The organism is Paenibacillus illinoisensis NBRC 15959, from assembly GCF_004000925.1.
Taxonomy (GTDB): domain Bacteria; phylum Bacillota; class Bacilli; order Paenibacillales; family Paenibacillaceae; genus Paenibacillus; species Paenibacillus illinoisensis.
In genome coordinates, this window is sequence record NZ_BIME01000012.1 from 96,884 (window position 1) to 122,065 (window position 25,182).

The following is a 25,182-nucleotide window of genomic DNA, read 5'->3' on the forward strand; positions in this document are numbered from 1 at the left end:
GTATCTAATTCCAGACAAGGAGACCATCAGATGAAACCATCGGATATACAAGCTGTTCGCCATACGTTTGACCTGAAGGGGACCTGGAAGTTCTGTCTCGAAACAGACCCTGCCAATGGCGGGAGACCGCCACTTTCTGATGAATCCATATGGGGAACGATTCAGGTTCCAGGTTCCTGGGAAGAGCAGGGGTATGGAAATGAGCCGGATTATCTCAGGATGGATACATGGACCAAAATACGTGAATACGAGGGTGCTGCCTGGTACTCGACGATAGTCGATCTTCCAGTGTCAGAGCCAGACTGCGAATATGTATTGAGACTTGAGGGAGTCAGATGGACAACAGATCTCTGGGTAAATGGACATCATGCCGGGCAGCGTGACAGTCTGCTTGTGGCGCAGGAATGGGACATTACATCCCTACTCCATTCGGGAGAGCAAAACCAGCTGAAATTTCGTGTGGATAATACGATGAAGCTGCCTTTGGCCGGAAGTCATATTCATTCCATCCACACGGCTACAGCGTGGGGCGGAATTACAGGCGGTGCCTATCTGGATCGGCTACCGTCTTCCCGGATCAAGCAATTGTATGTCGAGCCTGGCGCCAAGAACGGGATCGTAACGATCCGGTATGATGTAAGCGCTAGCGAGTCTACCAAATCCAGCACATGTCAACTTCATGTGGATATTAGGCACCCTGATGGAAGCTGGCTTTCGAGGCAGAGCCGCACCATCGCTTCGATGTCTCTTCCGAATGAGGACCAACAATTCGAAGGAAGCTATGGCACGGAGCAGTGGGATCTGGACCTGGGCCAGGAGAAGGACATTGCTCTGTGGTCGGATAGATCTCCGAGGTTATATCAGGTCGTTGTCTCCTTGCAAGATGAGGGACGAGAGCTGGATCGAGTGGAACGGATATTCGGCATGCGTTCCTTCAGAGCGAATGGAAAAAGGCTTGAGTTAAACAGTGTGCCAGTATTTTTGCGCGGATACGTGGATTGTTGCATTTTTCCGTTAACGGGTTATCCGGTCTGGGACAAGCAGCATTATGTACAGCAGTTCCGTACGGCAAAGTCTTACGGATTCAATCATGTACGTCTGCATGGCTGGAGTGCACCTCGGCCGTTCTGGGAGGCTGCAGATGAAGAAGGCATGCTTGTTCAGGCTGAACTTCCGCATTGGTCACGGTGGTTTGAGAATCGTGACGTGAAGGCACCGGCAGAGATCATGCTATTTTTAACCCGGGAATTAAAAGGATTATTACATTCCTTGCACACACATCCTTCCTTTGTCATGTTTTCGTTGGGTAATGAACTGATTGGTCCTAACGGACATCCTGAATTGAATGATTTGGTAGAACTCGCTCGTTCGCTTGACCCCACACGGTTATATACGGATAATACGGGCTTTGGTCAGCTGCCGGCTCAAGGCCGAAATGCAGACTTTTATATTCAGTCATTGAACTGGCATCCTCCACTGGAATCCGAGCTGTCTGCTGTACCGGACACCACGCTGGATTACCATGATGTCACCCGGCTTACGAATAATCCGGTCGTTGGGCATGAACATGCACAGTTTACCATGTATGTACGCCCTCAGGAGCGAGAGAAGTACACAGGCGTCCTGCGCCCAAGCTGGTTGGAGTCCATTGAAGAGTCCATTGCACGCAGAAGCCTGGCAGATGATGTGGAAGATTTTCAGCACGCAAGTGGCATACATCTGCTGCGGTCGTTAAAGGAAGCAATGGAGCGAGTTCGCCGCACACCAGATGCAGCGGGAATACAACTGCTTGATATCCGTGACTTTCCTGGACAGGGACATGCGACCACGGGAGTTCTGGACGTGTTCTGGGAGAGCAAGGGGATAGTGGAACCAGCAGTATTCAAGCAGTTTAACGAAAGCATTGTGCTCTTGCTGGGTAGTAGACAGCGGACCTACTATGCTGGGGAACCTGTCCATATTGAAGCCAGCATATCTCATTATGGAGAGAAGCCGATTGCCGATGCCTCAATCCATTGGAAGCTAATCCGTAATAATATCATTGAGGATGAGGGTGAGTGGGCACATGGAGATATTAGCTGCGGCTCTGTTGTTTCGCTTGGGCGTCTAACCATACAGGCACCTAAGCATGGGGCTGCTGCCTTTGTCATTGAAGCTGAGATCAGATCAGGCCATTCGGAAATTGTTGCGGCCAATGTCTGGTACGGTTGGTCGTTTCCTCACTATCATCCTCACAACCGATCTCATCGGATCTGGAATTGCGTGGGTGAGCTGCAACCATTTTTACCGGATTCCTATCATCGCCAGGCGGACCCTCTGGACGGGAAAGACTTGATTAGCCAAGGTCAAATGGACTTGGTGATCATCTCTTCACTTACGCCTAATGTACTTGATTATCTGATGAATGGTGGCAATGTCTGGCTTCAGGTTAAACCGAATGAACTATATGATGCTGTAGAGACCAAGTATCTGCCTGTATTCTGGAATTATCTCATGTTTGCAACACAGTCTGGAGCAACAATGGGAATGAATTTGCAGGAAAAGGTACCTTTGCTGGGCCGTTTCCCGCATGATCAGGCTTCGGATTGGCATTGGTACCACCTGGTGAATGGTACTCCTGCGATATGCCTTGATTCGTTACATGGAGTACGTCCATCTCTTGAAGTAATTGATCATTTTCACAGAGCGAAACGATTGGCATATGCTTTTGAGGCCAGAGTGGGGCGGGGGAAACTGCTAGTATCGTCTTTGCCGTTTGCCAATGTTTCCATGATGAAGCGTCCTGAAGCTGCCTTCCTGTTTCAGGAGATGGTCGCGTACTTGTTGGGAGATCAATTCGATCCTGTTGCCACGATATCGGCGGCTGAATTGCTGGGCATCGTCAAGCTGCAGACCATTCAGTTCACATTATGATTACGAGGACCTGAACCAGGTCCTTTTTCTAATCTCTAAAAGTGAAGGTAAACGATTTCTATAAAACGTTTTCGAAAATTAGCATTTTAGATTATCTCTACCTTTTTATGGCGTAAATTGTAGATGAAAGGCTTTAAAATACCTGATTTTGAGCAGATAATGTCGAATTCTGTGGGGGGATATCTAATTTTTATATGATTTTCTCTAAAATCCAGATGGTATTTTGAAAACGCTCTATCAGTTATGATGGATCTATAAAACAGAGGAGGGGGAACGGAGATGGAAACGCTAACAAAAAAATCCGCTTCCGCGAAAAGAAGCAGTAACCCCAAGCCGCCAACGAACAAACGGCGGAACGGAATTTGGGATAGCATCAAGCAGCAGAAGTATCTCTATCTCATGTCACTGCCATTCGTAGTTTGGGTTTTTGTATTTAACTATCTGCCGCTATGGGGATGGACAATGGCTTTCCAAAATTTCAAACCAGCCAGATCGTTCAGCGACCAAGAATGGGTTGGTTTTAAACACTTTGTAGAGCTGTTTAGCGATGAGCGGTTCTATCTGGTACTTCGAAATACACTTGCAATGAGCTTAATGGGGCTGGTTGTCGGTTTTGTCGTGCCGATTTTCTTTGCAATTCTCTTGAATGAGCTCAAAGGCATGTTCTTCAAACGTGCGGTGCAAACGGTATCATATCTGCCTCACTTTGTATCTTGGGTCGTGGTTGCAGGGATTATTACCAAGATGCTCTCCACCGATGGAGGGATTGTCAATGACATTTTGGTAGGTCTGAACATTATCGATCAGCCAATCCAGTTCATGGCGAAGGGGAACCTGTTCTGGTACATTGTAACCGCTTCAGATATGTGGAAAGAAACGGGCTGGAATGCCATCATCTATCTGGCGGCCATTACCGGTATTGACCAGGAACTTTACGAAGCCTCCCGAGTGGACGGTGCGAACCGTTGGAGACAGATGTGGCACATTACACTGCCAGGTATTCGGACGACAATCTCCGTACTGTTCATCATGTCCATCGGACACTTGATCAGTATCGGTTTTGAAAAGCAGTTCTTGCTGCAAAACAGTCTGGTACTAGACTACTCAGAAGTTCTCGATCTCTACGCACTCAATTATGGTTTGAACATGGGACGATTCTCATACGGAACAGCGATAGGTATATTCAACTCCGTTGTCAGTATCATCCTTCTGTTTACAGCGAACGGGTTGTTCAAGAAATTCACCAAAGAAAGCATCATGTAGGGAGGGGGGAACACTATGGCGAACAAATCATTCAATGCTACACGGGGCGATAAACTGTTCGATATATTCAATATCATTGCTATGGCGCTGGTACTGATCGTGACGCTGTATCCATTCCTGAACGTGCTTGCGATCTCATTGAATAACTCAACAGATACGGTACGTGGTGGAATTTACTTGTGGCCGCGGGAATTTACACTGGAAAACTACAAAACGATCTTCCAGTATGACGGGCTGCTGCAAGGTCTACAGGTTTCCATTATGCGTACGATTGTAGGTACACTGCTCGGTCTGATCAGTTCCTCGATGATTGCCTTTACACTGGCTCGTCCGGACTTCAAATTGAGAAAATTCGTATCCACTGCACTTGCACTTACGATGTATTTCTCCGGGGGTCTGATTCCGGTCTACATCCTGATGCGTGACCTGAACCTGATCGGTACGTTCTGGGTGTATGTATTGCCAGGCATGATCAGTGCGTTCAACGTATTCGTTATTCGTTCCTTTATTGACGGACTGCCGTATGCGCTTCAAGAATCGGCGAAACTGGACGGTGCAAATGACTTTAAGATTTATTACAAAATCATCCTGCCACTCTGTAAACCGGTTCTTGCAACGATTGCATTGTTCCTGGCAGTAGGCCAATGGAACGCATGGTTTGATACGTATCTGTACAACGGTTCCAAGGCACATCTCACAACACTCCAGTATGAGTTGATGAAAGTACTGCAAAGTACACAACAAGGTTCTGGTGCTGGACGGAATGCCAATGACATGGCACAGCAGATGACGCAGATTTCACCAGAGTCCATCAAGATGGCCATTACGATCGTTGTTACCGTTCCAATCCTGGTTGTATATCCATTCCTGCAAAAGTACTTTGTAGGCGGTATGACACTGGGTGCAGTAAAAGCATAATAATCAACAATATAGAGCTGCAAAAAGAGCAGCCGTAAACTAAAAAAAGCATCAGGTGCCCGAGGCGTAACCAATTGGTTTGCGCCTCACCGTATAGGGCTGCGGAGCGGCATTCATGAAGCTATAGACAGGGACAAAAAAGTCCCGGATAAGACAGACATATGAAACAGGGAGGATTACCATTATGGCAAGTTTTAAAATGAAAGGGGCACTGGCTCCTGTACTTGCGATGTCTTTGCTCGCAGGTTGTGGCGGTGGAGGAACTGGCGGCGATACGTCGTTTAAAGACACAAGTGGTGAAACGACTCCGCTCACATTCAGCTTTTTTAGCGTCGATCCCAGTCCAAACTGGAATGGCATGAAGGATGAGGTTGGCCAGGTTATTACGGAGAAAACAGGAGTAACACTTAACGGTGAATTTGCCGTCAGCGGTGGTCAGGACAAAATATCCTTAATGGCAGCGAGCGGCGATTATCCCGATATCGTGTCACCCAAAGGAGAGCTTAGCAAGCTGGTGGATGCAGGAGCAATGTTGGATCTGACCGATCTGATTGACCAGTATGCTCCCAATCTGAAGAAGCTGTATGGTAATTACATGGACCGGTTGAAATACAGTAATGAGGATCAGGCCATTTATGTGCTGCCAACGTATTACGCGGTAGACCAAAAGTACTTTGATGCAGGCGGCGGGTTCGGTATTCAGCACCGTGTATTGAAAGAGCTTGGCTACCCTGAGGTGCGCACACTCGAGGATTTCGAAAATGTGCTGAAGGCATATAAAGAGAAACATCCGACGATTGATGGACAACCAACGATCCCTCTAACACTTGACGCGGATGACTGGAGAATCATGATCACGGTAACGAATCCGGCTTTCCTCGCAACAGGTGCACCGGATGACGGTGAATATTACATCAATCCAGAAACGTACGAAGCAATGCTTCACTACAAGCGTCCGGAAGAAAAAGAGTACTTCCGTTGGTTAAACAAAATGTACAACGAGGGATTGCTTGATCAGGACAGCTTCGTACAAAAAACGGATCAGTATAAATCCAAAATCGCAAGTGGACGTGTGCTTGGTGTAATTGACCAGGATTGGGGCTACTCCGATGCTGAAAACGCATTGAAAGCAGCAGGCAAACCTGAAGCAACATATTCACACTTCCCGGTAACCCTGTCTGAGGACATCAAGGATCATTCCTATCAGGACACGGGATTCGTATCCGGCTGGGGTGTAGGTATTACAACTACGAATCCGGATCCGGTTCGTACGATTAAATTCTTCGATTACCTGGCTTCTGAAGAAGGTCAAGTGCTGATGAACTGGGGAATTGAAGGCCAGCACTACGAAGTGAAGGATGGCAAGCGTGTCATTCCTGCCGATGTTCTGGACCAAAAGACAAACAATGCTGCCGTATTCCAAAAAGAGACGGGGATTGGTCTCTACACGAATATGTCGGGTCACTATGGAGATGGGGTTAAAGATTCGACGGATAACTATTACACCACGAATTTCCCTGAACAGATCGTAGCAGCGTATTCAGAGCCAGAGAAAGAAACACTGCAAGCATATGGTGTTACAACCTGGAAGGACTTGTACCCAAGTGGAGATGAGTTCCCGGTTAAGCCATGGGGAGCGGCATACAATTTGCCAACGCCAGGTGACTCCAATTACAATGTCATCTTCCAGAAAACACAGGATATTATCCGTAAACGAATTCCGGAGGCTATTCTCAGTTCCCCGGATCAGTTTGACGCCATCTATGATGGAATGATTGCTGAAGTGAACAAAGCCGGAGCAGAGGAAATGGAACAACAATATACCGAGCTTGTCCAAAATCGCGTTAAATTGTGGAGTGGTGAAGCTCAATAATTGTTCTATAGTGTATCATTCATTTTTTGAAGAGAGGAACCCAGAAACCTGGGTTCCTTTTTTTGTGCTAAAACGTTTTCTAAAAAACGTTTTCAAATTTACAAATTCACTATTGACAAGGACTTTCGGAGCGATTATTATTCAAGTATGAAAGCACTTACATCACTGGTATGACAGACCTTAACGGCTTTCCCTTCAAGTCTGAAATAAAGGAATATATCAGGTTTATTAATTTAAAAAGGTAATTATCAACTCAATTAGTAAGCGCTTTTAAAGTAATAAAAGCTAAAGATTAACATTAAGATTATTCACTTTCCGGTATGAGCAGGCCAGCCTGTTATACAATAGATAGCTTCATTTTATCCATAAGGGGGATTACACATGAAGGGCAAAACACCAAAAACATTCGCTATGCTTCTACTTGCTAGTGCACTTGCCATTACGGCAGGCTGTGGAGGAGGTACTACTGCTTCAGAAACACCAGAGGATACAGGGGATACAACCAGTCCAATCACGTTTACATTCTTTGGTGCAGATGCAAGTCCAAACTGGAACAATATGAAGGATGCAGTCGGCCAAGAGATTACCAAACGAACAGGTGTTACGATTGAGGCAGAGTACGATGTGAATAATGGCGGGGATCAGAAAATACCTTTGATGGCTGCCAGCGGTGATTACCCTGATATTATCTTTCCTAAAGGGAACTTATCGAAGCTTGTTGACGCAGGTGCTATGCTTGACCTTACCGATTTGATCGAAGAACATGCACCAAACCTGAAAAAAATCTATGGGGATCAGATGAATCGTTTGAAATACAGTCTCGAAGATCAGGCCATTTATGCGATTCCGACGAACATGGGTGTAGATAACGTTTCATTTGATGCTGGTGGCGGATTTGAGATTCAACAAAAGGTTTTGAAAGAGCTTGGATATCCAGAAGTAAAAACGCTTGAGGATTACGAAAACGTATTAAGAACCTACTATGAGAAACATCCAACGATTGACGGTCAACCAACCATTCCACTCACATTGAACGCGGATGACTGGAAGATCATGATTACCGTAACGAACCCGGCATTCCAGGCAACAGGTGCTCCGGATGACGGTGAATATTATATCAACCCGGAAACGTATGAAGCGATGCTGCACTACAAACGTCCGGAAGAAAAAGAATATTTCCGTTGGTTGAACAAAATGTATAATGAAGGACTGCTCGACAAAGATACATTTGTTCAAAAAGATGACCAATACAAATCCAAAATTGCCAGCGGCCGCGTACTCGGTCTGATTGACCAGGATTGGAACTATGGTGAAGCCGAAAATGCCCTCAAAGCAGCGGGCAAAGATGACAGCACGTATGCTCACTTCTCTGTATCCCTGAACGAGGATATCGTGGATCACACATTCCAGCCAACTGGATTCGACGGGTACGGAATCGGGATTTCAACAACGGCCAAAGATCCGGTACGAATCATCAAATTCATGGATTGGCTTGCTTCAGATGAAGGTCAAGTGCTGAGAAACTGGGGAATTGAAGGTCAACACTATAATGTTGAAAACGGAAAACGTGTCATTCCTGACGAAGTTCAGGATCGCAAAGTCAACGATAACTCGGCATTTACCAAAGAAACAGGTATTGGTCTGTACAACATCTTCAGCGCAAGATATGGCGACGGGGTAAAAGATTCTACGGACAATTACTACACAACCAATTTCCCTGAACAGATCCAAGCGGGTTACACTCCAGCTGAGAAGGAAACGCTGAAAGCATATGGTATTACAACATGGAAGGATTTCTTCCCTTCTGAAGATGAGCTGAAGTTGAAAGACTGGGGCGCTGCATACAATATGCCGGTTCCATCGGATACAGACTACAACGTAACATTCCAGAAAACACAGGATATCATCCGCAAACGGATTCCTGAAGCTATTCTGGCGAAGCCTGAAAACTTCGATCAAGTTTACGACGGCCTCCTGGCTGAACTCGACAAAGCAGGGGCAGTAGAGATGGAGAAACAGTACACCGTATGGGTGAAGGAACGTGTAGCCCTGTGGACGGGTAAAGATGTGAAATAACTGAAAATTTCAGAAAATGAACTATAATTTAAAGCTTTTGTTCTGCAGAAAGAGGCCTTGTAAAAAGGCCTTTTTTTGTTGTTGACGGGACGGGTAGGATAGCATATAATCATTGATGTAAGCACTTTCAGTAAGCGTTTTAAAGAAGGTTTCGAAAACGTTTTACCATTGTTAGAAGCATTAAAGTGATGTGTCCATACAATATATTTTAGGCTTACAAAAAGTATGGATTGGTCTTATGGTAAGCGCATACAGAAATGCGCTCCAAGAGTGGTATTCGCAGGCTTAGCCTGTTATACAGATAAAACCTTCATAATAATAGGGGGAACTAGACAATGAGAGGCAAAATGAAAGGCAATACACCTAAGACTTTTGCAATGTTGATGCTCGCAAGTGCGCTGTTGGTTACTGCTGGTTGCGGAAATTCGGGAAGCAAAAGCGCTTCTGAAGATTCAAACGGTACCGATCCGGTTACATTTACGTTTTTTGGTGCTGATGCAAGTCCAACTTGGAACAAGATGCAAGATGCAGTTGGTAAGGAAATTACCAAGCAAACTGGCGTTACAATTGAAGCAGAATACGATGTAAACAATGGTGGCGATCAAAAAATTGGTCTCATGGCTGCCAGCGGTGATTATCCTGATATCATTTTCCCAAAAGGTAACTTGTCTAAGCTTGTAGATGCCGGTGCGATGATTGACCTCACGGATCTGATTGAGGAGCATGCACCAAACCTGAAGAAGATTTATGGCGATCAGATGAATCGTTTGAAATACAGCACGGAAGACCCAGCCATCTACACGATCCCAACCAATATGGGTGTAGATAATATGACGTTTGACGCAACAGGCGGTTTTGAAATTCAACAAAAGGTGTTGAAGGAGCTCGGCTACCCTGAAGTGAAAACACTTGAGGATTACGAGAATGTGCTCAAAGCCTACTATGAGAAACATCCAACCATTGATGGACAGCCAACGATTCCGTTGACATTGAATGCGGATGACTGGAAGATCATGATTACGGTAACCAACCCGGCATTCCAAGCAACAGGTGCTCCGGATGACGGTGAATATTACATCAACCCGGAAACGTATGAAGCGATGCTGCACTACAAACGTCCGGAAGAAAAAGAATATTTCCGTTGGTTGAACAAAATGTATAATGAAGGACTGCTCGACAAAGATACATTTGTTCAAAAAGACGACCAATACAAATCCAAAATTGCCAGCGGCCGTGTACTCGGCTTGATTGACCAGGAATGGAACTATCAAGAAGCTGAAAATGCACTGAAAGGTGCAGGCAAGGATGACAGCACGTACGCCCACTTCTCTGTATCCCTGAACGAGGATATCGTGGACCACACATTCCAGCCAACTGGATTCGACGGCTACGGAATTGGAATCACCACTGCAGCGGAAGACCCAGTGCGTATCATTAAATTCATGGACTGGCTCGCTTCGGACGAAGGTCAAGTGCTGAGAAACTGGGGAATTGAAGGTCAACACTATAATGTAGAGAATGGTAAACGTGTTATCCCTGACGAAGTTCAGGATCGTAAAACCAATGACAACTCTGCATTCAGTAAAGAAACAGGTATTGGTCTGTACAATATCTTCAGCGCAAGATATGGTGATGGTGTGAAGGATTCTACAGATAACTATTACACAACCAACTTCCCTGAACAGATTGTAGCTGGTTATACAGCGGCTGAGAAAGAAACGCTCAAAGCCTATGGCATTACAACCTGGAAAGAGTTCTATCCGTCTGAAGAGGATCTTCCTCTCAAAGAATGGGGAGCGGCATATAACATGCCTGTACCTTCAGGTACAGACTATGACGTAACGTTCAGAAAAACTCAGGATATCGTACGTAAACGGATTCCGGAAGCGGTTCTGACGACGCCTGCGAATTTCGATAAAGTGTATGATGACATGCTCGCTGAGCTGGATAAAGCAGGTGCAGTGGAAATGGAGAAACAATATACGGTTTGGGTTAAAGACCGTGTATCTCTCTGGACTGGCAAAGATGTAAAATAATCAAGCGTGGGTGGAGGTTCATCCATAGTATAGAAGAGGCCCTGAAGAAGGGTCTCTTCTTGTTTGTCTTGTGATGTTTTACGTTGACGAAGAATGTTAAATCCAATATACTTTTCTTACTGAAAGCACTTTCACCTTAATGTTGCTAAAGCACTAAATTGAGGTGCACGGAGATCCAGTGAATACATAACAATTGCACCTGTTTTGTTGTATTCGAAAACGTTTTAGTGATTCCGTTATAATAATAGATGATTAATGAAGAGGAGTTATTATATGTCCCTATTCAATGAGGAAGCAAAGTTCAATCGTCTATGGTACCGTCAGCCCGCTACTCGATGGGAAGAGGCGCTGCCTATTGGGAACGGTCGTCTCGGCGGTATGGTGTATGGTGGTGCAGCGGAAGAGCGTATTCAGTTAAACGAAGACACCCTGTGGTCAGGTTATCCACGCGACACCATTCAGTACAGCAGCCAGAGGTACTTGAAGCGCACCCGTGAACTAATCATGGCGGGACAATATAGTGAAGCTGAAGAACTGCTCAATCGTGAAATGTTGGGCCGTGATGTGGAAGCTTACCAGCCGATGGGGCACTTCATCCTGCGGCAGGAAGGACTTCTTGGGCTGAATTATGAAGAGTTTGAACGTGAACTTGATCTGGAATCTGGTATAGCGAAAACAAGCTATGTCTACGAAGGTGTTCGTTATGTTCGTGAAGTGTACACCAGTACACCGGATGATCTGATGATATGTACGCTCACGGCTGACAGGGACGGGGCAGTTAACATCACTGCTTATTTGGATAGCCCGCATCCGTATACAACCCAGCTTTCTGAAGATGGCGTGACCATGTTCAGCCGTTGTCCGAGTCATGTGGAGTCGAACTACTTCCGGGACCATCCCGAATCGGTCATCTATGAAGAAGACCGGGGGACCTCGTATGCAGTTCGTTTAGCGGTGACGGTGACCGGAAATGAGGCGAAGATATCGACGGTGGATGGCAAGCTTCATGTTCAGGGAGCCAAACAGGTTGTATTTTACTTGGCTGCAGCTACTGCTTATGAGAGCTATGAGATTGTTCCCGTAAAGGATGGACCATTGCTTGAGCAAGAGTGCAGAGATGTCATCGCCAAAGCCATGACATTAGGGCATGAAAGCCTGCGTATCCGACATGAGGCTGATCACGTTTCTTTATTTTCTCGGGTCCGTCTTGATCTCGGATCTACTTCTAACGCAGAGCTGCCTACCGATGAGCGGCTTCAATCCTACCAGAGTGGAGTTCAAGATCCCGGGCTCGAAGCTCTTTATTTTCAATATGGCAGATATCTATTAATGGCCAGCTCGCGTCCAGGTACACAGCCAGCCAATCTGCAGGGTATATGGAATCATCAGGTTGAGCCGCCCTGGCACAGTGATTATACGATAAACATCAATACGGAAATGAATTATTGGCCAGCTGAGGTGTGTAATCTGAGCGAATGCCATGAACCACTTTTCGATTTGTTGGAGGACCTCAGTCAGACCGGGCGCAGAACAGCTCGCATATTGTATGGTGCTCGCGGGTGGACAGCCCATCACAACGTGGATATTTGGAGAACGACAACACCTACGGGCGGTGATGCCAGTTGGGCATTTTGGCCGATGGGTGGTGTCTGGCTGACTTCGCATCTGTGGGAACATTACCTCTTTACCGGAGATCAGCGCTTCCTCCAAGAGCGTGCATATCCGGTCATGAAGGAGGCAGCACTTTTCTGTCTGGATTGGCTGATTGAAGGACCGGATGGCTATCTGGTTACTGCTCCTTCAACCTCACCGGAGAACAAGTTCCTGACGGGTGAAGGAGAAGCCAGGAGCATTTCGATGGCGTCCACGATGGATATGACGCTGATTCGTGAATTGTTCACCAGATGTATTGAGGCAGCGGGGACTCTTGAGGTCGATCAGGCACTGGTTGCGGAATGGGAAGACAGCCTGAGCAGATTATATCCGTTCCGGATTGGCAGTGAAGGTCAATTGCAGGAATGGTTCAAGGATTTCGCCGAATCGGAGCCAGGACATCGCCATGTTTCCCATCTGTATGGCCTGTATCCGGGGGAACAGATCAATCGAATGGATACACCGGACCTGGTGGAAGCTTCACGTGTAACGCTTGAACGGCGCATATCGCAAGGGGGCGGGCATACCGGTTGGAGCTGTGCATGGTTAATCAATCTGTATGCGCGTCTGCTTGACGGTGGCCAGGCACATCAGTTTGTACGTACACTGCTTGCCCGGTCCACTCACCCTAATTTATTCGATGATCATCCTCCATTCCAGATTGATGGCAACTTCGGGGGCACGGCCGGCATTGCAGAGATGCTGCTGCAGAGCCATCTGAATGAACTACATTTGCTGCCGGCTTTGCCAGATGAATGGACACAAGGCAGCGTAACTGGTTTGCGTGCACGGGGAGGCTATACCCTATCCATGGAGTGGAAGGACAGCCAATTGGTATCTGCCGTAATCAAGGCTGAGCGGGATGGTTCGGTAACCATTCGAAGTGCACAAGCGCTGCAGGGTGAAAATGGGGAGGGGCATCAGGCTGAGCTGACACCACAAGGGGATTATGTAATTACTTTATCCATGACCGCAGGACAGACTGTCCGCGTATCATGAGGAGACGGGGGAGAAACCAATGACCATTTTTCAATTTCCGCAGGATTTTCGCTGGGGTACAGCAACAGCTTCCTATCAAATAGAAGGAGCAGCACAGGAAGGTGGACGCGGTGTATCCATTTGGGATACATTTGCCCGGACACCAGGCAAAGTTTTCAACGGGGATAATGGAGATGTAGCTTGTGATAGCTACCACCGTTATGAGGAAGATATTGAGCTGATGAAGAAGCTGGGTATCAACACATATCGATTCTCCATTGCCTGGCCACGCATTATCCCGGACGGGGATGGCGAGATCAATCGTGAAGGTCTGGACTTTTACCACCGATTCGTGGACAAGCTGCTTGAGGCAGGTATTGAACCTTTTTGCACGCTCTATCACTGGGATCTGCCTCAAGTGTTGGAGGATGACGGAGGTTGGGGAAACCGGAGAACCGTCGATGCCTTTGTTAAATATGCAGAGGTCATCTTCAAGGAATTCACGGGTAAAATCAAGTTCTGGCTAACGTTTAACGAACCATGGTGTATTGCGTTCCTGTCCAACCTGCTGGGAATCCATGCACCGGGGAACAAAGACCTTCAGACCTCCCTTAATGTGGCTCATGGACTGCTTGTAGCTCATGGTAAAGCGGTACAGTCCTTCCGGCGCCTTGGCACAACGGGACAGATCGGTATTGCACCTAACGTATGCTGGGCTGAGCCATACAGCAAGTCACCGGAAGATCAGGCGGCATGCGACCGCTCTATCGCACTCAACACAGACTGGTTCCTGGACCCGATCTACAAAGGCTCCTACCCGCAATTCATGGTGGATTGGTTTGCCCAAGCGGGTGCCACAGTGCCAATCCAGGAAGGTGATATGGAGATCATCTCGCAACCGATTGACCTGCTGGGGATCAACTATTACACGATGGGCATTAATCGCTTCAATCCGGAGGCAGGCGTACTGCAGTCTGAAGAAGTAGATATGGGCTTGACGAAGACGGACATTGGCTGGCCGATTGAATCCCGTGGGCTGTATGAGTTCATGCATTATTTGCAAAAGTATGGCAACGTTGATGTCTATATCACCGAGAATGGTGCTTGTATCAATGATGATCTGGAGAATGGGAAAATTAATGATGATCGCCGAATTTCCTATTACGAACAGCATTTAGCCCAAATTCACCGGATCATTAACGATGGCATTAACCTGAAGGGATACATGGCATGGTCTCTGATGGATAACTTTGAATGGGCAGAAGGGTACCGGATGCGTTTCGGTCTTGTTCATGTGGACTATCGTTCACTGGTAAGAACGCCGAAGGAAAGCTTTTATTGGTACCAGAATGTCATTAAAAACAACTGGCTGGAGACACGTAATTAGTTGGAGCTATCCATGCACAATATAGATTCGAAACAAGACGGTGGGTTCGGTTTATCCGAACCGCCGTTTTTTTGTGAGGATTTTCAGGGAAAGGAGACATGTTCATAAAGCGTTCAAAAGGTTAAATCCTATTGCTGTTATGAAGAGGTCGTTTTTGGGTTATACATAACAAGAGGATAAATTAAGTGTTTGTCAACAGTCTAAATCAAAATAAAGTGTCCAAATTTCGAAATAAATTTGAACATTTGTTGACTAAAAATCATACTGATGTGGTATATTGGTAAAAGGAAAGCACTTACAAAAAGGGAAAAGGAAGTGTTTACTATGGCATCGAAGACAGCAATGGTAAGCCAATTGGAGCGTAAAGATAAGAATATGCGGCGCGCAGTGTTGACGATGACAGTTTTGGCTTGGATCGCCCTCATTACTGGAGTGGTCATGTGTTTGATTAACCTGAATGAATTTAATGACCGTAATCTTGGCTTGATGGTCGGTATCGGTTTTCTGGTAGGTAGTGTGTTTATTTATGTAATCGCCAAATCAATTGGTCTTGTTCATACACGCCGGGAAGATGAAGGAGCGGATTAATTATAATCTGGCGATCTTTCGTTCATAATAAGACTGGATAAGTACCCGGAATCCAGTCAATAAAGCCCTTTGCGGATTCGTTGAGACTGTTCAACGGGACTGCAAAGGGTTTTATTTTGTGACTCGAAGTGTAATGATTACAATGGAAAAATATCAAGTGTGCAAGTGATTTGTGAGAAAAAATTCACACATTTAAGGTGTAAAATCGACAAATTTGTTAACAAGACCAAAAAAGTTGCTCATTTCTGATATCTTTAGAAGGAAGAGAGTAGTATACTGATTTTTCAGTATGAGCGAATTTAAGGAGAGGGGATCAAGATGAACAAGAAACCTAGGTCGCTTACCCGGATTATCATTCCGGTTGTCCTGACGTTGGTTACAATTGCATTGATTGTCTGGCCAATGCTGGCAGGCGGGCAGTACGTTGTTCTGGATCCGAAGGGACCTATTGGCGCTTCGCAGAGAGATTTGATTGTCATTTCGACAATTCTTTGTGCGGTCGTTATCGTGCCTGTGTTGATTTTGTCTGCTGTAATCGTTTGGCGTTACCGCGACAAGCCGGACAATAAAGCTGCTTATGAGCCGAACTGGGCTCATAGTACCAAAGCTGAGGCTATCTGGTGGACGGTTCCAATTGTTATCATTGGATTGCTTGCGATCGTAACTGTTCGCTACACCTATGATTTGGAGCCTTCGAAGCCACTGGCTTCCGAGAAAGAACCCATTACCATTCAAGTATCTTCACTGGACTGGAAATGGTTGTTTATGTATCCTGAGCAAGGCATTGCAACGGTCAATACGTTGAATATTCCGGCAGACCGGCCCGTGAAATTTGAGCTTACCGCGGATTCACCGATGAACTCGTTCTGGATTCCGCAGCTTGGTGGACAAATTTATACGATGTCGGGTATGGCGATGACCTTGTATTTGCAAGCAGATCACGAAGGAACTTACTTCGGTTCTGGTGCCAACTTTACTGGCGAACATTTTGCCCAAATGCGATTCGACGTCAACGCAACATCAGATGAAGAATTCGATCAATGGGTAAGAGAAGTGAAAGGTCAATCCCAACCGCTGACGCAAGAGACGTATAACACTCTGGCGGAACCGGGAACAAGCAATGTTGCTTATTATTCTTCCTTCCCTGAAGGATTGTTCCAAGATATCGTGACGAAGTATGTCATTGAAGGTACAGGCGCTCATAACCATGGAACTTCGGAAGAAGCTTCAGGCGCCCAAGAAAATACGTCCACGAAAGTGGACAAGAGTTCTAACTAAAGATTCGAAAGGAGGCCCCCAATGTTAGAGAGACTTAAGGAGTTTGCATCGGAGTTTTTCGTTACCGGTGACCCGCTGATTTATGGTGCGGACGTGGCCATCGGGATTACGATGATTACCATCGTAGCGGTGCTGACTTATTTCAAAAAATGGGGCTGGCTCTGGCGTAACTGGTTAACAACCGTCGATCATAAAAAGATCGGTATTATGTATATCATTGCTTCCATCATCATGTTGTTCCGTGGTGGTGTCGATGCGCTGATGATGCGTCTTCAGCTAGCTATGCCTAACATGGATTTCTTGCATCCAGAACATTATAACCAAGTCTTTACGACTCACGGTACCATCATGATCTTGTTCATGGCGATGCCATTTATGTTCGGTTTGTTTAACGTAATTGTGCCTCTACAAATAGGGGCAAGGGACGTCGCATTTCCGTTCCTGAATGCTTTGAGCTTCTGGTTATTCTTCCTGGGAGCAATGCTGTTCAACCTATCCTTCGTTATCGGTGGATCACCTGATGCAGGATGGCTGAGTTATCCGCCTCTATCGGAGCTGTCACACAGTCCGGGGGTAGGACAGAACTTCTATATATGGGGTATACAGATCTCGGGTATCGGTTCCCTGGCTACCGGTATCAACTTCCTGGTTACCATCATTAAAATGCGTGCGCCAGGCATGAAATGGATGAAAATGCCGATGTTCACATGGTCGGTATTCTCCACTTGTATCATCATCTTGTTTGCATTCCCAATCCTGACTGTGACACTTGCATTGCTCTTCCTGGATCGATTCGGCGGGGCGCATTTCTTCACGCTTGATATGGGCGGTAACCCAATGATGTATATCAACTTGATCTGGATGTGGGGTCACCCTGAGGTATACATTGTCGTCTTGCCGGCATTCGGTGTGTTCTCCGAGATTGTAAGTACGTTCTCGAAGAAAAAACTGTTTGGTTACAAATCAATGGTATTTGCGATGTTGATCATTAGCTTCCTGTCCTTCTTCACATGGGCGCATCACTTCTTCACGATGGGTTCGGGAGCAGACGTTAATGCATTCTTCGCTGTTACAACGATGTTGATTGCCATTCCGACAGGGGTTAAAATCTTCAACTGGCTGTTCACGATGTATCGCGGACGGATCCGCATGGCCACCCCGATGTTATGGACAATCGCATTTATTCCATGCTTTATCGTCGGTGGTATGACGGGGGTTCTGCTTTCCGTAGCACCAGCTGACTTCCAGTTCCACAACAGTTACTTCCTGATTGCCCACTTCCACCAAGTATTGATCGGTGGTGTAGTATTCGGATACTTCGCAGGTCTGTACTACTGGTGGCCAAAAATGTTCGGTTTCCAACTTGAAGAGAAACTGGGCAAATGGGCGTTCTGGACTTGGAATATTGGTTTCTATGTCTGCTTCATGCCGCAGTACGCTGTAGGTTTGATGGGTATGACACGTCGTCTGAGTACCTACGGCTGGGATACCGGCTGGTGGGAACTGAACTTCGTATCCACAATCGGGGCATTCCTGATGGGTGTAGGTTTCTTGTTCCAAGTTGCACAAATTGCAGACGGTATTCGCAAATACAAAACACTCAAAGCATCCGGCGATCCATGGGATGGTCGTACACTCGAGTGGTCGATTCCTTCACCAGCTCCTGAGTACAACTTTGCCATTACACCGCGCGGTGATGATATTGATGAGTGGTGGGAAGAGAAAGAACGTCGTGCCAAAGGCATCTACCCACCAGAGCAGCCGCTCGAACCGATTCATATGCCTAAGAACTCCGCAATTCCGTTTATCATGTCTGTCTTCTGGTTCATCGCCGGCTTCGGCTTTGTATTCGGATGGCTGTGGATGGCGATTCTCGGACTCGCTGGCGTAGGGATCTGCATGATCGCTCGTTCATTCTCATACGATACGGATTATTACATTCCGGTCGACGAAATTAAGCGTACCGAAGCGTCGTTAAGGGGGTCGGTATAATGGCTCAAGCAGCCGCTAAGCATGGTCACGATCACGGTCACGACCATGGTCACCATGATCCACAAGAATTGAAATTGCTCGGTTTCTGGTTCTTCCTGATATCCGACGTTATCCTGTTCTCCGTATTGTTCGCAACCTTTATTGTGTTGCGTGACAATACGGCGGGCGGACCAATATTGTCTGAGCTGATCAAAATGCCGGGCGTTATCGCCGAGACATTCATCTTGCTCACAAGTTCATTTACGAGCGGACTTGCCGTTCTTGCGATGAACCAAGGTAAAGTGAAGCAGCTGATTAGCTGGCTGGCAGTTACAGCCGTTCTCGGTGCAGCCTTTATCGCACTTGAAGTAACCGAGTTTGTTGAGATGATTCACGAAGGATTCAGCTACACGACGAGTGCTGCTTCCGGCGCATTCTTCACCCTCGTGGGAACTCACGGACTTCACGTATCGTTAGGTTTGATCTGGATGATCGGATTGATGTTCCAATTGAAAAAACGTGGTATTACCGATGTTACTCGCGGTAAAATCAACGTAATCAGCTTGTACTGGCACTTCTTGGACGTCGTCTGGATCTTCCTCCTGTCGATCGTTTATCTGATGGGGGTGATGTAGATGGCAGAGCATAACTCACATGATTCCCATGCTCATGAACAGCATGGCTCCATGAAGTCCTATGTCATCGGCTTCATTCTGTCCATCGTCCTTACAATCATCCCATTGGTGGTTGTACTGAATGATATGATGGGCAGAACAGGAACAATGGTTGTTATTCTCGTAACGGCCGCACTTCAGTTTGTGGTTCAACTCTTCTTCTTCATGCATATTCGTGAAACAGGAAAACCACGCTGGAATGTCATGGCTTTGATTTTCGGCCTGCTGATCATGTTGACCATCGTTCTTGGTTCAATCTGGATCATGCTGAACAATGCCGTTGCACATTAAGATTTGAATAAGAGAGGATCTCCCGGTCTGCACTGTAGACGTTGGAGATCCTCTTTTTTTGTTTTCACAAAAGTGGAAAGTCATAATATAGCTTAATTAAAATCAGTTTATTTTCAAAAAAAGGTACACAAATGATACATAATGAACTAAAATGAACTTATATGAACCTTGTAATCAAATCATCTCAAACATCACTCAATTGACGAAGGGAATGGATTAATGATGGAAAATCGTTATGCTGCACACCCCAATGAAGTGAAAAATTATGATACGTCTCGCCTGCGTGAGGAATTTTTGATGGAGCAATTGTTCGCAACAGACGAGCTGGTTACTGTATATTCTCATGTGGACCGTTATATTGTAGGAACTGCGGTACCTCAGAGCAAGGACATTGCGCTTGAAGTGAACCTGAAGGACATTGGAACGGACTTTTTCCTGGAGCGTCGTGAAATCGGTATCATTAATGTTGGAGGACATGGAACGGTCACTGCAGATGGACAGGGTTACGAGATTGGTGCCAAAGAATGCCTTTATATCGGAAAAGGTGTAAAAGAAGTCGTATTTAAAAGTAATGGCAATGAGCAGCCGGCTCAGTTCTACTTTGTATCCACACCGGCACATCACGCTTATCCTACGCAAAAGGCAACCCAGGAACAAGCTCAGCCGAATCATCTGGGCAGTATTGAAAGTTCGAATGAACGGACCATCTATCGTTACATTCACCAGGGTGAGGGCGGAATTCAGAGCTGTCAGCTGGTGATGGGAATCACGGAGCTCGACAAGGGCAACATGTGGAACACGATGCCTGCACATACCCATAACCGCCGCTCCGAAGTATATTTGTATTGGAATCTTCCCGAAGACGGAGTAGTGTTCCACATGATGGGCGAGCCGAACGAGACCCGGCATCTGGTTGTACGTGACCGTCAGGCGATCATCTCTCCAAGCTGGTCCATTCACAGCGGCGTTGGCACAAGCAGTTATACCTTCTGTTGGGCCATGGCTGGTGAGAACCAAACGTTCGAGGATATGGACGGCGTAGCGATGAAAGACCTGAAATAAACGTGTAAATTCCAAAGAAACAGGAAGTTGATTGTATGAATCCATTAAAAAGACATGAGAAAATTATGGAGGCTCTGCTGGAGCGCCAGGAAGTTACCGTTAATGATCTGAGCGAACTCCTGCAGGTGACAGGCAAGACGGTTCGGGAGGATCTCGACAAGCTGGAAGCGATGGGACTGCTTGTACGTGTCCACGGAGGGGCCATGCTGGCTCAGAATGACCAGTATGGTATCCTCACGAGCCGAGGAGCCACAGAGAAGCATCATTCGGAGAAGACGGAAATCGCCGAGCGTGCGCTCGCTTATATACGTCCCAATGAAATTATTGCGCTGGACGGAGGGAGCACAACACTCGAGATGGCGAAGCGGTTGGACAATCAGCCGCTCACTGTCGTAACCAATGATCTCTTCATTATTGCCGAGCTAACCAAGAAGGAGCAGGTTCGGCTGGTCGTGCCTGGTGGGGCAAGAGTCCGTAATATGCTGGTGGGAGACGACACGGCGGCTTTTATCTCCAGTCTTAATATCCACAAAGCATTTATCTCTACCACTGCACTACATCCGGAGTTCGGACTCTCCATCTATACAGGTGATCTGGTTCCTCTGAAAAAAGCGATGATCTCCGCCTCCCAGCAGGTCTTTGGCGTGGTGGACCACTATAAATTCGGGCAATTTGCGCTGCGGACCTTCGCGCATTGTTCGGAGCTGGACTGTATTATCAGTGACAGTCATCTGGGTGAAGAGACCGCTGCACTCTATAACCAAATCGGTGTCAAAGTCGATTATCAAAGTTAAACGCACAGAAGCACTTCATATCTGAATCGTAAGCATATGCAAAAAGTTGATTGGCATCACTTATAGGTTTGCATCTCATAACATGCGGAGGAATCATTCATGAATCCATTTGATCTAAGCGGACAAGTTGCACTTGTAACCGGTACATCCGGTGGTTTGGGACAGGGAATGGCGATTGGTCTGGCGGAAGCCGGAGCAGATGTGGTACTCGTTTCCTATTCAAAACCATCCGAGACAGCAGGTGCAATCGAAGCGCTCGGGCGCAAAGCATATATCATTGAAGCCGATTTAAGCCGTGAAGATGAATTGCCGGCAGTATTTGAGAAAGCAGTAGCTTTTCAAGGTAAAATTGATATTCTCGTTAACAATGCGGGTATTATTCGCCGTACACCTGCGGCTGACCACGGACAGAAGGACTGGCACGATGTCATCGGGCTTAACCTGAACACGGTATTTTTCTTGAGCCAACTGGCGGGCAGACACATGATTGAACGCGGTAGCGGTAAAATCATCAATATCGCATCCATGTTGTCCTATCAGGGCGGTATTAACGTCCCGGGTTATACAGCAAGTAAGCATGGGGTTGCGGGCTTGACCAAAGCTCTCGCCAATGAGTGGGCAGGCAAAGGTATACAAATTAACGGTATTGCACCAGGTTACATGGAGACGGATAATACCACTCAAATTCGTGCGGATGAAAACCGGTATCGGGATATCACAGCACGTATTCCGGCAGGACGGTGGGGAACTCCAGAAGATCTGAAAGGGCCAGTCGTGTTTCTTGCATCGTCTGCTTCAGATTATTTGAATGGTCATGTACTGAATGTAGATGGCGGCTGGATGGCTCGTTAATCTGCTCTGCTATCAATGATTGAAGGAGGCAGTGACATGAAACTTGGTATTCTGGCACATACGTTTGGCCAGCAGCCTACAGCCCAGCTGGCACAGACGATCGCAGATCATGGATTCAACTCGGTTCAGCTGGCACTTGCAAAAGCCCTATCGGATGTTGACTCGTCTAACGGCAAACTCAGTCCGGGACTGGCGAATGAAATTGGGGACCAATTTGCAAGCCGCGGGGTCAAGATCGCTGTTCTGGGCTGCTACATTAATCCGATCGATCCGAATGCTGAACGCAGACGGGCAGACATCGAGCGTTTCAAGGAACATCTGCGGTATGCCCGTGATTTTGGCTGCAGCATGGTTGCAACAGAAACGGGAGGATTGGACACCTACCAAGCCACCCATCCAGATGGGTATGAAGAAAAAGCATGGAGCGTGCTGCGGGAAACGCTGGAGGAAATCACGGAGGAAGCGGAAAAGTGGGGCGTACATGCGGCCATTGAGCCTGTGTCTACCCACACGCTTCATACACGTGAACATATGACTCGTTTGTTTGAAGAGATCCCGTCCTCCAATCTGGGCATGTTGTTTGATCCATGCAATCTGATCAAACAGCCGCATGTTACAGACCAGGGTGCTTTCCTGCGTGATGTAATGGAGACGCTATACCAGCGAATCATTGTCATTCATGCGAAGGATGTGGCCTTCAATGCACAGGGCGAGAAGATTAATCCAGTCCCCGGTGCAGGCATATTGGATTATCCGCTGTTTTTCGAGCTGTTAAAAACGTATAAGCCACATATCGATATCTCACTGGAGGGTGTAACTGCCGAGGAGGCAGCTCCTGCAGCCAAGTATTTGCGTGAAGTATGGAATGGTGTGAGAGTGTAGAGATGGGCTGAAGATAAGCTCATTCTGCGATATTAAAATAGCCAGGAAACCTTTGCCCTCGCAAAGGTTTTTTGGTATAGCCTTATCGACAATACATATAAAATATTTCTTATCGGATAAATCGGAAATAACTCTTTTCAAACACGACATCTTGTGAGAGAATATGGAAAACATACGCCACCATGTGAGGACATCAGGATCTTGAAACGTATAAGCCAAGGGAGGATTCAGATTTATGTCAAACGAACGTGAGCTTTCATTTGAAACATTGGCAATTCATGCAGGCCAGGAGATTGATCCAACGACTCATGCACGTGCTGTGCCTTTGTATCAGACCACTTCTTATGGTTTCAGGGACACGGAACATGCTGCCAATCTGTTTGGTCTGAAAGAGTTTGGCAACATCTATACCCGTCTAATGAACCCGACAACCGATGTGTTCGAGCAGCGGATTGCGGCATTGGAGGGAGGAGCCGGGGCACTGGCTACAGCTTCCGGGCAGGCAGCCATTACGTTTTCTCTCTTGAATATCGCAGGTGCAGGGGATGAAATTGTATCCTCGGCGAGCTTGTATGGTGGTACGTATAATTTGTTCTCAACTACATTGCCGAAGCTGGGTCTTGATGTGAAGTTCGTTGATTCCAGTGATCCCGAGAATTTCAGGGCGGCCATTACAGAGAAAACGAAAGCATTATATGCGGAAACGATCGGTAATCCTCAAGGAAACGTGCTGGACATTGAAGCGGTTGCGGCGATTGCCCATGAGCATGGTATTCCTTTGATCGTGGATAACACGTTCCCCAGCCCATACTTGCTTCGTCCGATTGAACATGGAGCGGATATTGTGGTTCACTCGGCGACGAAGTTTATTGGCGGTCATGGTACATCCATTGGTGGCGTGATTGTCGATAGCGGAAAATTTGACTGGAAAGCGAGCGGCAAATTCCCGGGTCTGACAGAGCCGGATGCCAGTTACCATGGTGTGGTATACACCGAAGCGGTTGGACCGATTGCCTACATTATCAAAGCAAGGGTGCAGCTGCTGCGCGACCTGGGCGCAACCATTTCGCCATTTAATTCATGGCTGCTTCTGCAAGGACTGGAAACATTGCATCTGCGTGTGGAGCGCCATAGCAGCAATGCACTGGCTGTTGCAGAATATCTGGAGAAGCACGAGGACGTGCTGTGGGTGAGCTACGCGGGTCTGCCAAGTCATGCCTCATATGAACTGGCACAGAAGTATCTGCCAAGAGGGCAGGGTGCCATCCTGACATTTGGTATAAAAGGCGGTGTAGATGCAGGACGTAAGCTCATCGAAAGTGTGAAGCTTTTCTCACACCTTGCGAACGTGGGTGATTCCAAGTCATTGATCATTCACCCCGCAAGCACAACCCATCAGCAGCTGACAGAAGATGAGCAGACCGCAGCAGGCGTTAACCCTGAACTTATCCGTCTCTCGATCGGTACGGAGAATATTCAGGATATCCTGTATGACCTGGAACAGGCCATTAAGGCGAGTCAGGGAGCAAGTGTTGGAGCGTAACCAAAGGGGATCATACGAAAGCCGCTGTCCTTTAGGACAGGCGGCTTTTTTGCGTTCCAGCAGCAGGTAATCAGGAAACTGCCCATTTACAAACGTCAAATCGAGGCCTATAATATACTCAAAGTTGTATTGGGTAAACATAATTGCATA

The 25,182-nt window shown here is 46.8% G+C and carries 18 protein-coding genes; all 18 read left to right on the top strand.

Annotated features, from left to right (window positions below):
- Positions 1 to 30 precede the first annotated feature (30 nt).
- The 18 genes from PIL01S_RS24160 (at position 31) to PIL01S_RS24245 (ending at position 25,032) form a co-directional block, all read left to right on the top strand.
- Positions 31 to 2,913, top strand: a complete 2,883-nt coding sequence (locus PIL01S_RS24160; protein ID WP_127539805.1) for a glycoside hydrolase family 2 protein — start codon at positions 31 to 33, stop codon at positions 2,911 to 2,913.
- A 279-nt stretch (positions 2,914 to 3,192) separates the two neighbouring features.
- A complete protein-coding gene (locus tag PIL01S_RS24165) occupies positions 3,193 to 4,176 on the top strand; it encodes an ABC transporter permease (protein ID WP_127539808.1) in 984 nt (327 codons plus the stop codon).
- Positions 4,177 to 4,191: 15 nt separating this feature from the next.
- Positions 4,192 to 5,094 (top strand): carbohydrate ABC transporter permease, encoded by a 903-nt coding sequence (locus tag PIL01S_RS24170; protein WP_095292355.1) that lies wholly within the window; start codon positions 4,192 to 4,194, stop codon positions 5,092 to 5,094.
- Between the two features lie 184 nt (positions 5,095 to 5,278).
- Positions 5,279 to 6,967: an ABC transporter substrate-binding protein gene (locus PIL01S_RS24175; RefSeq protein WP_127539810.1), complete on the top strand. Its 1,689-nt coding sequence runs from the start codon at positions 5,279 to 5,281 to the stop codon at positions 6,965 to 6,967.
- A 381-nt stretch (positions 6,968 to 7,348) separates the two neighbouring features.
- Positions 7,349 to 9,043, top strand: coding sequence for an ABC transporter substrate-binding protein (locus tag PIL01S_RS24180; protein ID WP_110821703.1), 1,695 nt, complete (start codon positions 7,349 to 7,351; stop codon positions 9,041 to 9,043).
- A 335-nt stretch (positions 9,044 to 9,378) separates the two neighbouring features.
- Positions 9,379 to 11,079 carry an ABC transporter substrate-binding protein gene (locus tag PIL01S_RS24185; protein ID WP_371859984.1) on the top strand — a complete coding sequence of 567 codons (1,701 nt, stop codon included), beginning with the start codon at positions 9,379 to 9,381 and terminating at the stop codon, positions 11,077 to 11,079.
- Positions 11,080 to 11,352: 273 nt separating this feature from the next.
- The gene (locus PIL01S_RS24190) at positions 11,353 to 13,731 is read left to right on the top strand and encodes a glycoside hydrolase family 95 protein (protein ID WP_127539812.1); all 2,379 of its coding nucleotides are present in this window, start codon (positions 11,353 to 11,355) and stop codon (positions 13,729 to 13,731) included.
- Positions 13,732 to 13,750: 19 nt separating this feature from the next.
- On the top strand, positions 13,751 to 15,097 hold the full coding sequence (locus PIL01S_RS24195; RefSeq protein WP_127539814.1) for a GH1 family beta-glucosidase: 1,347 nt from the start codon (positions 13,751 to 13,753) through the stop codon (positions 15,095 to 15,097).
- 324 nt (positions 15,098 to 15,421) lie between these two features.
- Positions 15,422 to 15,685, top strand: a complete 264-nt coding sequence (locus tag PIL01S_RS24200; protein ID WP_095292381.1) for a hypothetical protein — start codon at positions 15,422 to 15,424, stop codon at positions 15,683 to 15,685.
- 318 nt (positions 15,686 to 16,003) lie between these two features.
- The gene (gene cyoA, locus PIL01S_RS24205) at positions 16,004 to 16,963 is read left to right on the top strand and encodes a ubiquinol oxidase subunit II (RefSeq protein ID WP_127539817.1); all 960 of its coding nucleotides are present in this window, start codon (positions 16,004 to 16,006) and stop codon (positions 16,961 to 16,963) included.
- A 21-nt stretch (positions 16,964 to 16,984) separates the two neighbouring features.
- The gene (locus tag PIL01S_RS24210) at positions 16,985 to 18,955 is read left to right on the top strand and encodes a cbb3-type cytochrome c oxidase subunit I (RefSeq protein ID WP_095361754.1); all 1,971 of its coding nucleotides are present in this window, start codon (positions 16,985 to 16,987) and stop codon (positions 18,953 to 18,955) included.
- Positions 18,955 to 19,569, top strand: a complete 615-nt coding sequence (gene cyoC / locus PIL01S_RS24215) for a cytochrome o ubiquinol oxidase subunit III (protein WP_095292385.1) — start codon at positions 18,955 to 18,957, stop codon at positions 19,567 to 19,569. Before PIL01S_RS24210 ends, cyoC begins: the two co-directional genes overlap by 1 nt.
- Complete coding sequence (cyoD, locus tag PIL01S_RS24220; protein ID WP_095292387.1) at positions 19,570 to 19,899, top strand: cytochrome o ubiquinol oxidase subunit IV; 330 nt, start codon at positions 19,570 to 19,572, stop codon at positions 19,897 to 19,899.
- A gap of 222 nt (positions 19,900 to 20,121) precedes the next feature.
- Complete coding sequence (gene kduI, locus PIL01S_RS24225) at positions 20,122 to 20,961, top strand: 5-dehydro-4-deoxy-D-glucuronate isomerase (protein ID WP_095361811.1); 840 nt, start codon at positions 20,122 to 20,124, stop codon at positions 20,959 to 20,961.
- A gap of 35 nt (positions 20,962 to 20,996) precedes the next feature.
- Positions 20,997 to 21,755: a DeoR/GlpR family DNA-binding transcription regulator gene (locus PIL01S_RS24230; RefSeq protein WP_127539819.1), complete on the top strand. Its 759-nt coding sequence runs from the start codon at positions 20,997 to 20,999 to the stop codon at positions 21,753 to 21,755.
- 99 nt (positions 21,756 to 21,854) lie between these two features.
- Positions 21,855 to 22,607 (top strand): 2-dehydro-3-deoxy-D-gluconate 5-dehydrogenase KduD, encoded by a 753-nt coding sequence (gene kduD / locus PIL01S_RS24235; protein WP_127539821.1) that lies wholly within the window; start codon positions 21,855 to 21,857, stop codon positions 22,605 to 22,607.
- A 36-nt stretch (positions 22,608 to 22,643) separates the two neighbouring features.
- Complete coding sequence (locus PIL01S_RS24240) at positions 22,644 to 23,489, top strand: sugar phosphate isomerase/epimerase family protein (protein WP_127539823.1); 846 nt, start codon at positions 22,644 to 22,646, stop codon at positions 23,487 to 23,489.
- 235 nt (positions 23,490 to 23,724) lie between these two features.
- Positions 23,725 to 25,032 (top strand): homocysteine synthase, encoded by a 1,308-nt coding sequence (locus PIL01S_RS24245; protein WP_127539825.1) that lies wholly within the window; start codon positions 23,725 to 23,727, stop codon positions 25,030 to 25,032.
- Positions 25,033 to 25,182: the final 150 nt, after the last annotated feature.

Excerpts from the sequence above, each read along its gene's own strand:
- PIL01S_RS24160 (WP_127539805.1), top strand. The coding sequence starts at position 31 with ATGAAACCATCGGATATACAAGCTGTTCGCCATACGTTTGACCTGAAG.
- PIL01S_RS24165 (WP_127539808.1), top strand. The coding sequence starts at position 3,193 with ATGGAAACGCTAACAAAAAAATCCGCTTCCGCGAAAAGAAGCAGTAAC.
- PIL01S_RS24170 (WP_095292355.1), top strand. The coding sequence starts at position 4,192 with ATGGCGAACAAATCATTCAATGCTACACGGGGCGATAAACTGTTCGAT.
- PIL01S_RS24175 (WP_127539810.1), top strand. The coding sequence starts at position 5,279 with ATGGCAAGTTTTAAAATGAAAGGGGCACTGGCTCCTGTACTTGCGATG.
- PIL01S_RS24180 (WP_110821703.1), top strand. The coding sequence starts at position 7,349 with ATGAAGGGCAAAACACCAAAAACATTCGCTATGCTTCTACTTGCTAGT.
- PIL01S_RS24185 (WP_371859984.1), top strand. The coding sequence starts at position 9,379 with ATGAGAGGCAAAATGAAAGGCAATACACCTAAGACTTTTGCAATGTTG.
- PIL01S_RS24190 (WP_127539812.1), top strand. The coding sequence starts at position 11,353 with ATGTCCCTATTCAATGAGGAAGCAAAGTTCAATCGTCTATGGTACCGT.
- PIL01S_RS24195 (WP_127539814.1), top strand. The coding sequence starts at position 13,751 with ATGACCATTTTTCAATTTCCGCAGGATTTTCGCTGGGGTACAGCAACA.
- PIL01S_RS24200 (WP_095292381.1), top strand. The coding sequence starts at position 15,422 with ATGGCATCGAAGACAGCAATGGTAAGCCAATTGGAGCGTAAAGATAAG.
- cyoA (WP_127539817.1), top strand. The coding sequence starts at position 16,004 with ATGAACAAGAAACCTAGGTCGCTTACCCGGATTATCATTCCGGTTGTC.
- PIL01S_RS24210 (WP_095361754.1), top strand. The coding sequence starts at position 16,985 with ATGTTAGAGAGACTTAAGGAGTTTGCATCGGAGTTTTTCGTTACCGGT.
- cyoC (WP_095292385.1), top strand. The coding sequence starts at position 18,955 with ATGGCTCAAGCAGCCGCTAAGCATGGTCACGATCACGGTCACGACCAT.
- cyoD (WP_095292387.1), top strand. The coding sequence starts at position 19,570 with ATGGCAGAGCATAACTCACATGATTCCCATGCTCATGAACAGCATGGC.
- kduI (WP_095361811.1), top strand. The coding sequence starts at position 20,122 with ATGGAAAATCGTTATGCTGCACACCCCAATGAAGTGAAAAATTATGAT.
- PIL01S_RS24230 (WP_127539819.1), top strand. The coding sequence starts at position 20,997 with ATGAATCCATTAAAAAGACATGAGAAAATTATGGAGGCTCTGCTGGAG.
- kduD (WP_127539821.1), top strand. The coding sequence starts at position 21,855 with ATGAATCCATTTGATCTAAGCGGACAAGTTGCACTTGTAACCGGTACA.
- PIL01S_RS24240 (WP_127539823.1), top strand. The coding sequence starts at position 22,644 with ATGAAACTTGGTATTCTGGCACATACGTTTGGCCAGCAGCCTACAGCC.
- PIL01S_RS24245 (WP_127539825.1), top strand. The coding sequence starts at position 23,725 with ATGTCAAACGAACGTGAGCTTTCATTTGAAACATTGGCAATTCATGCA.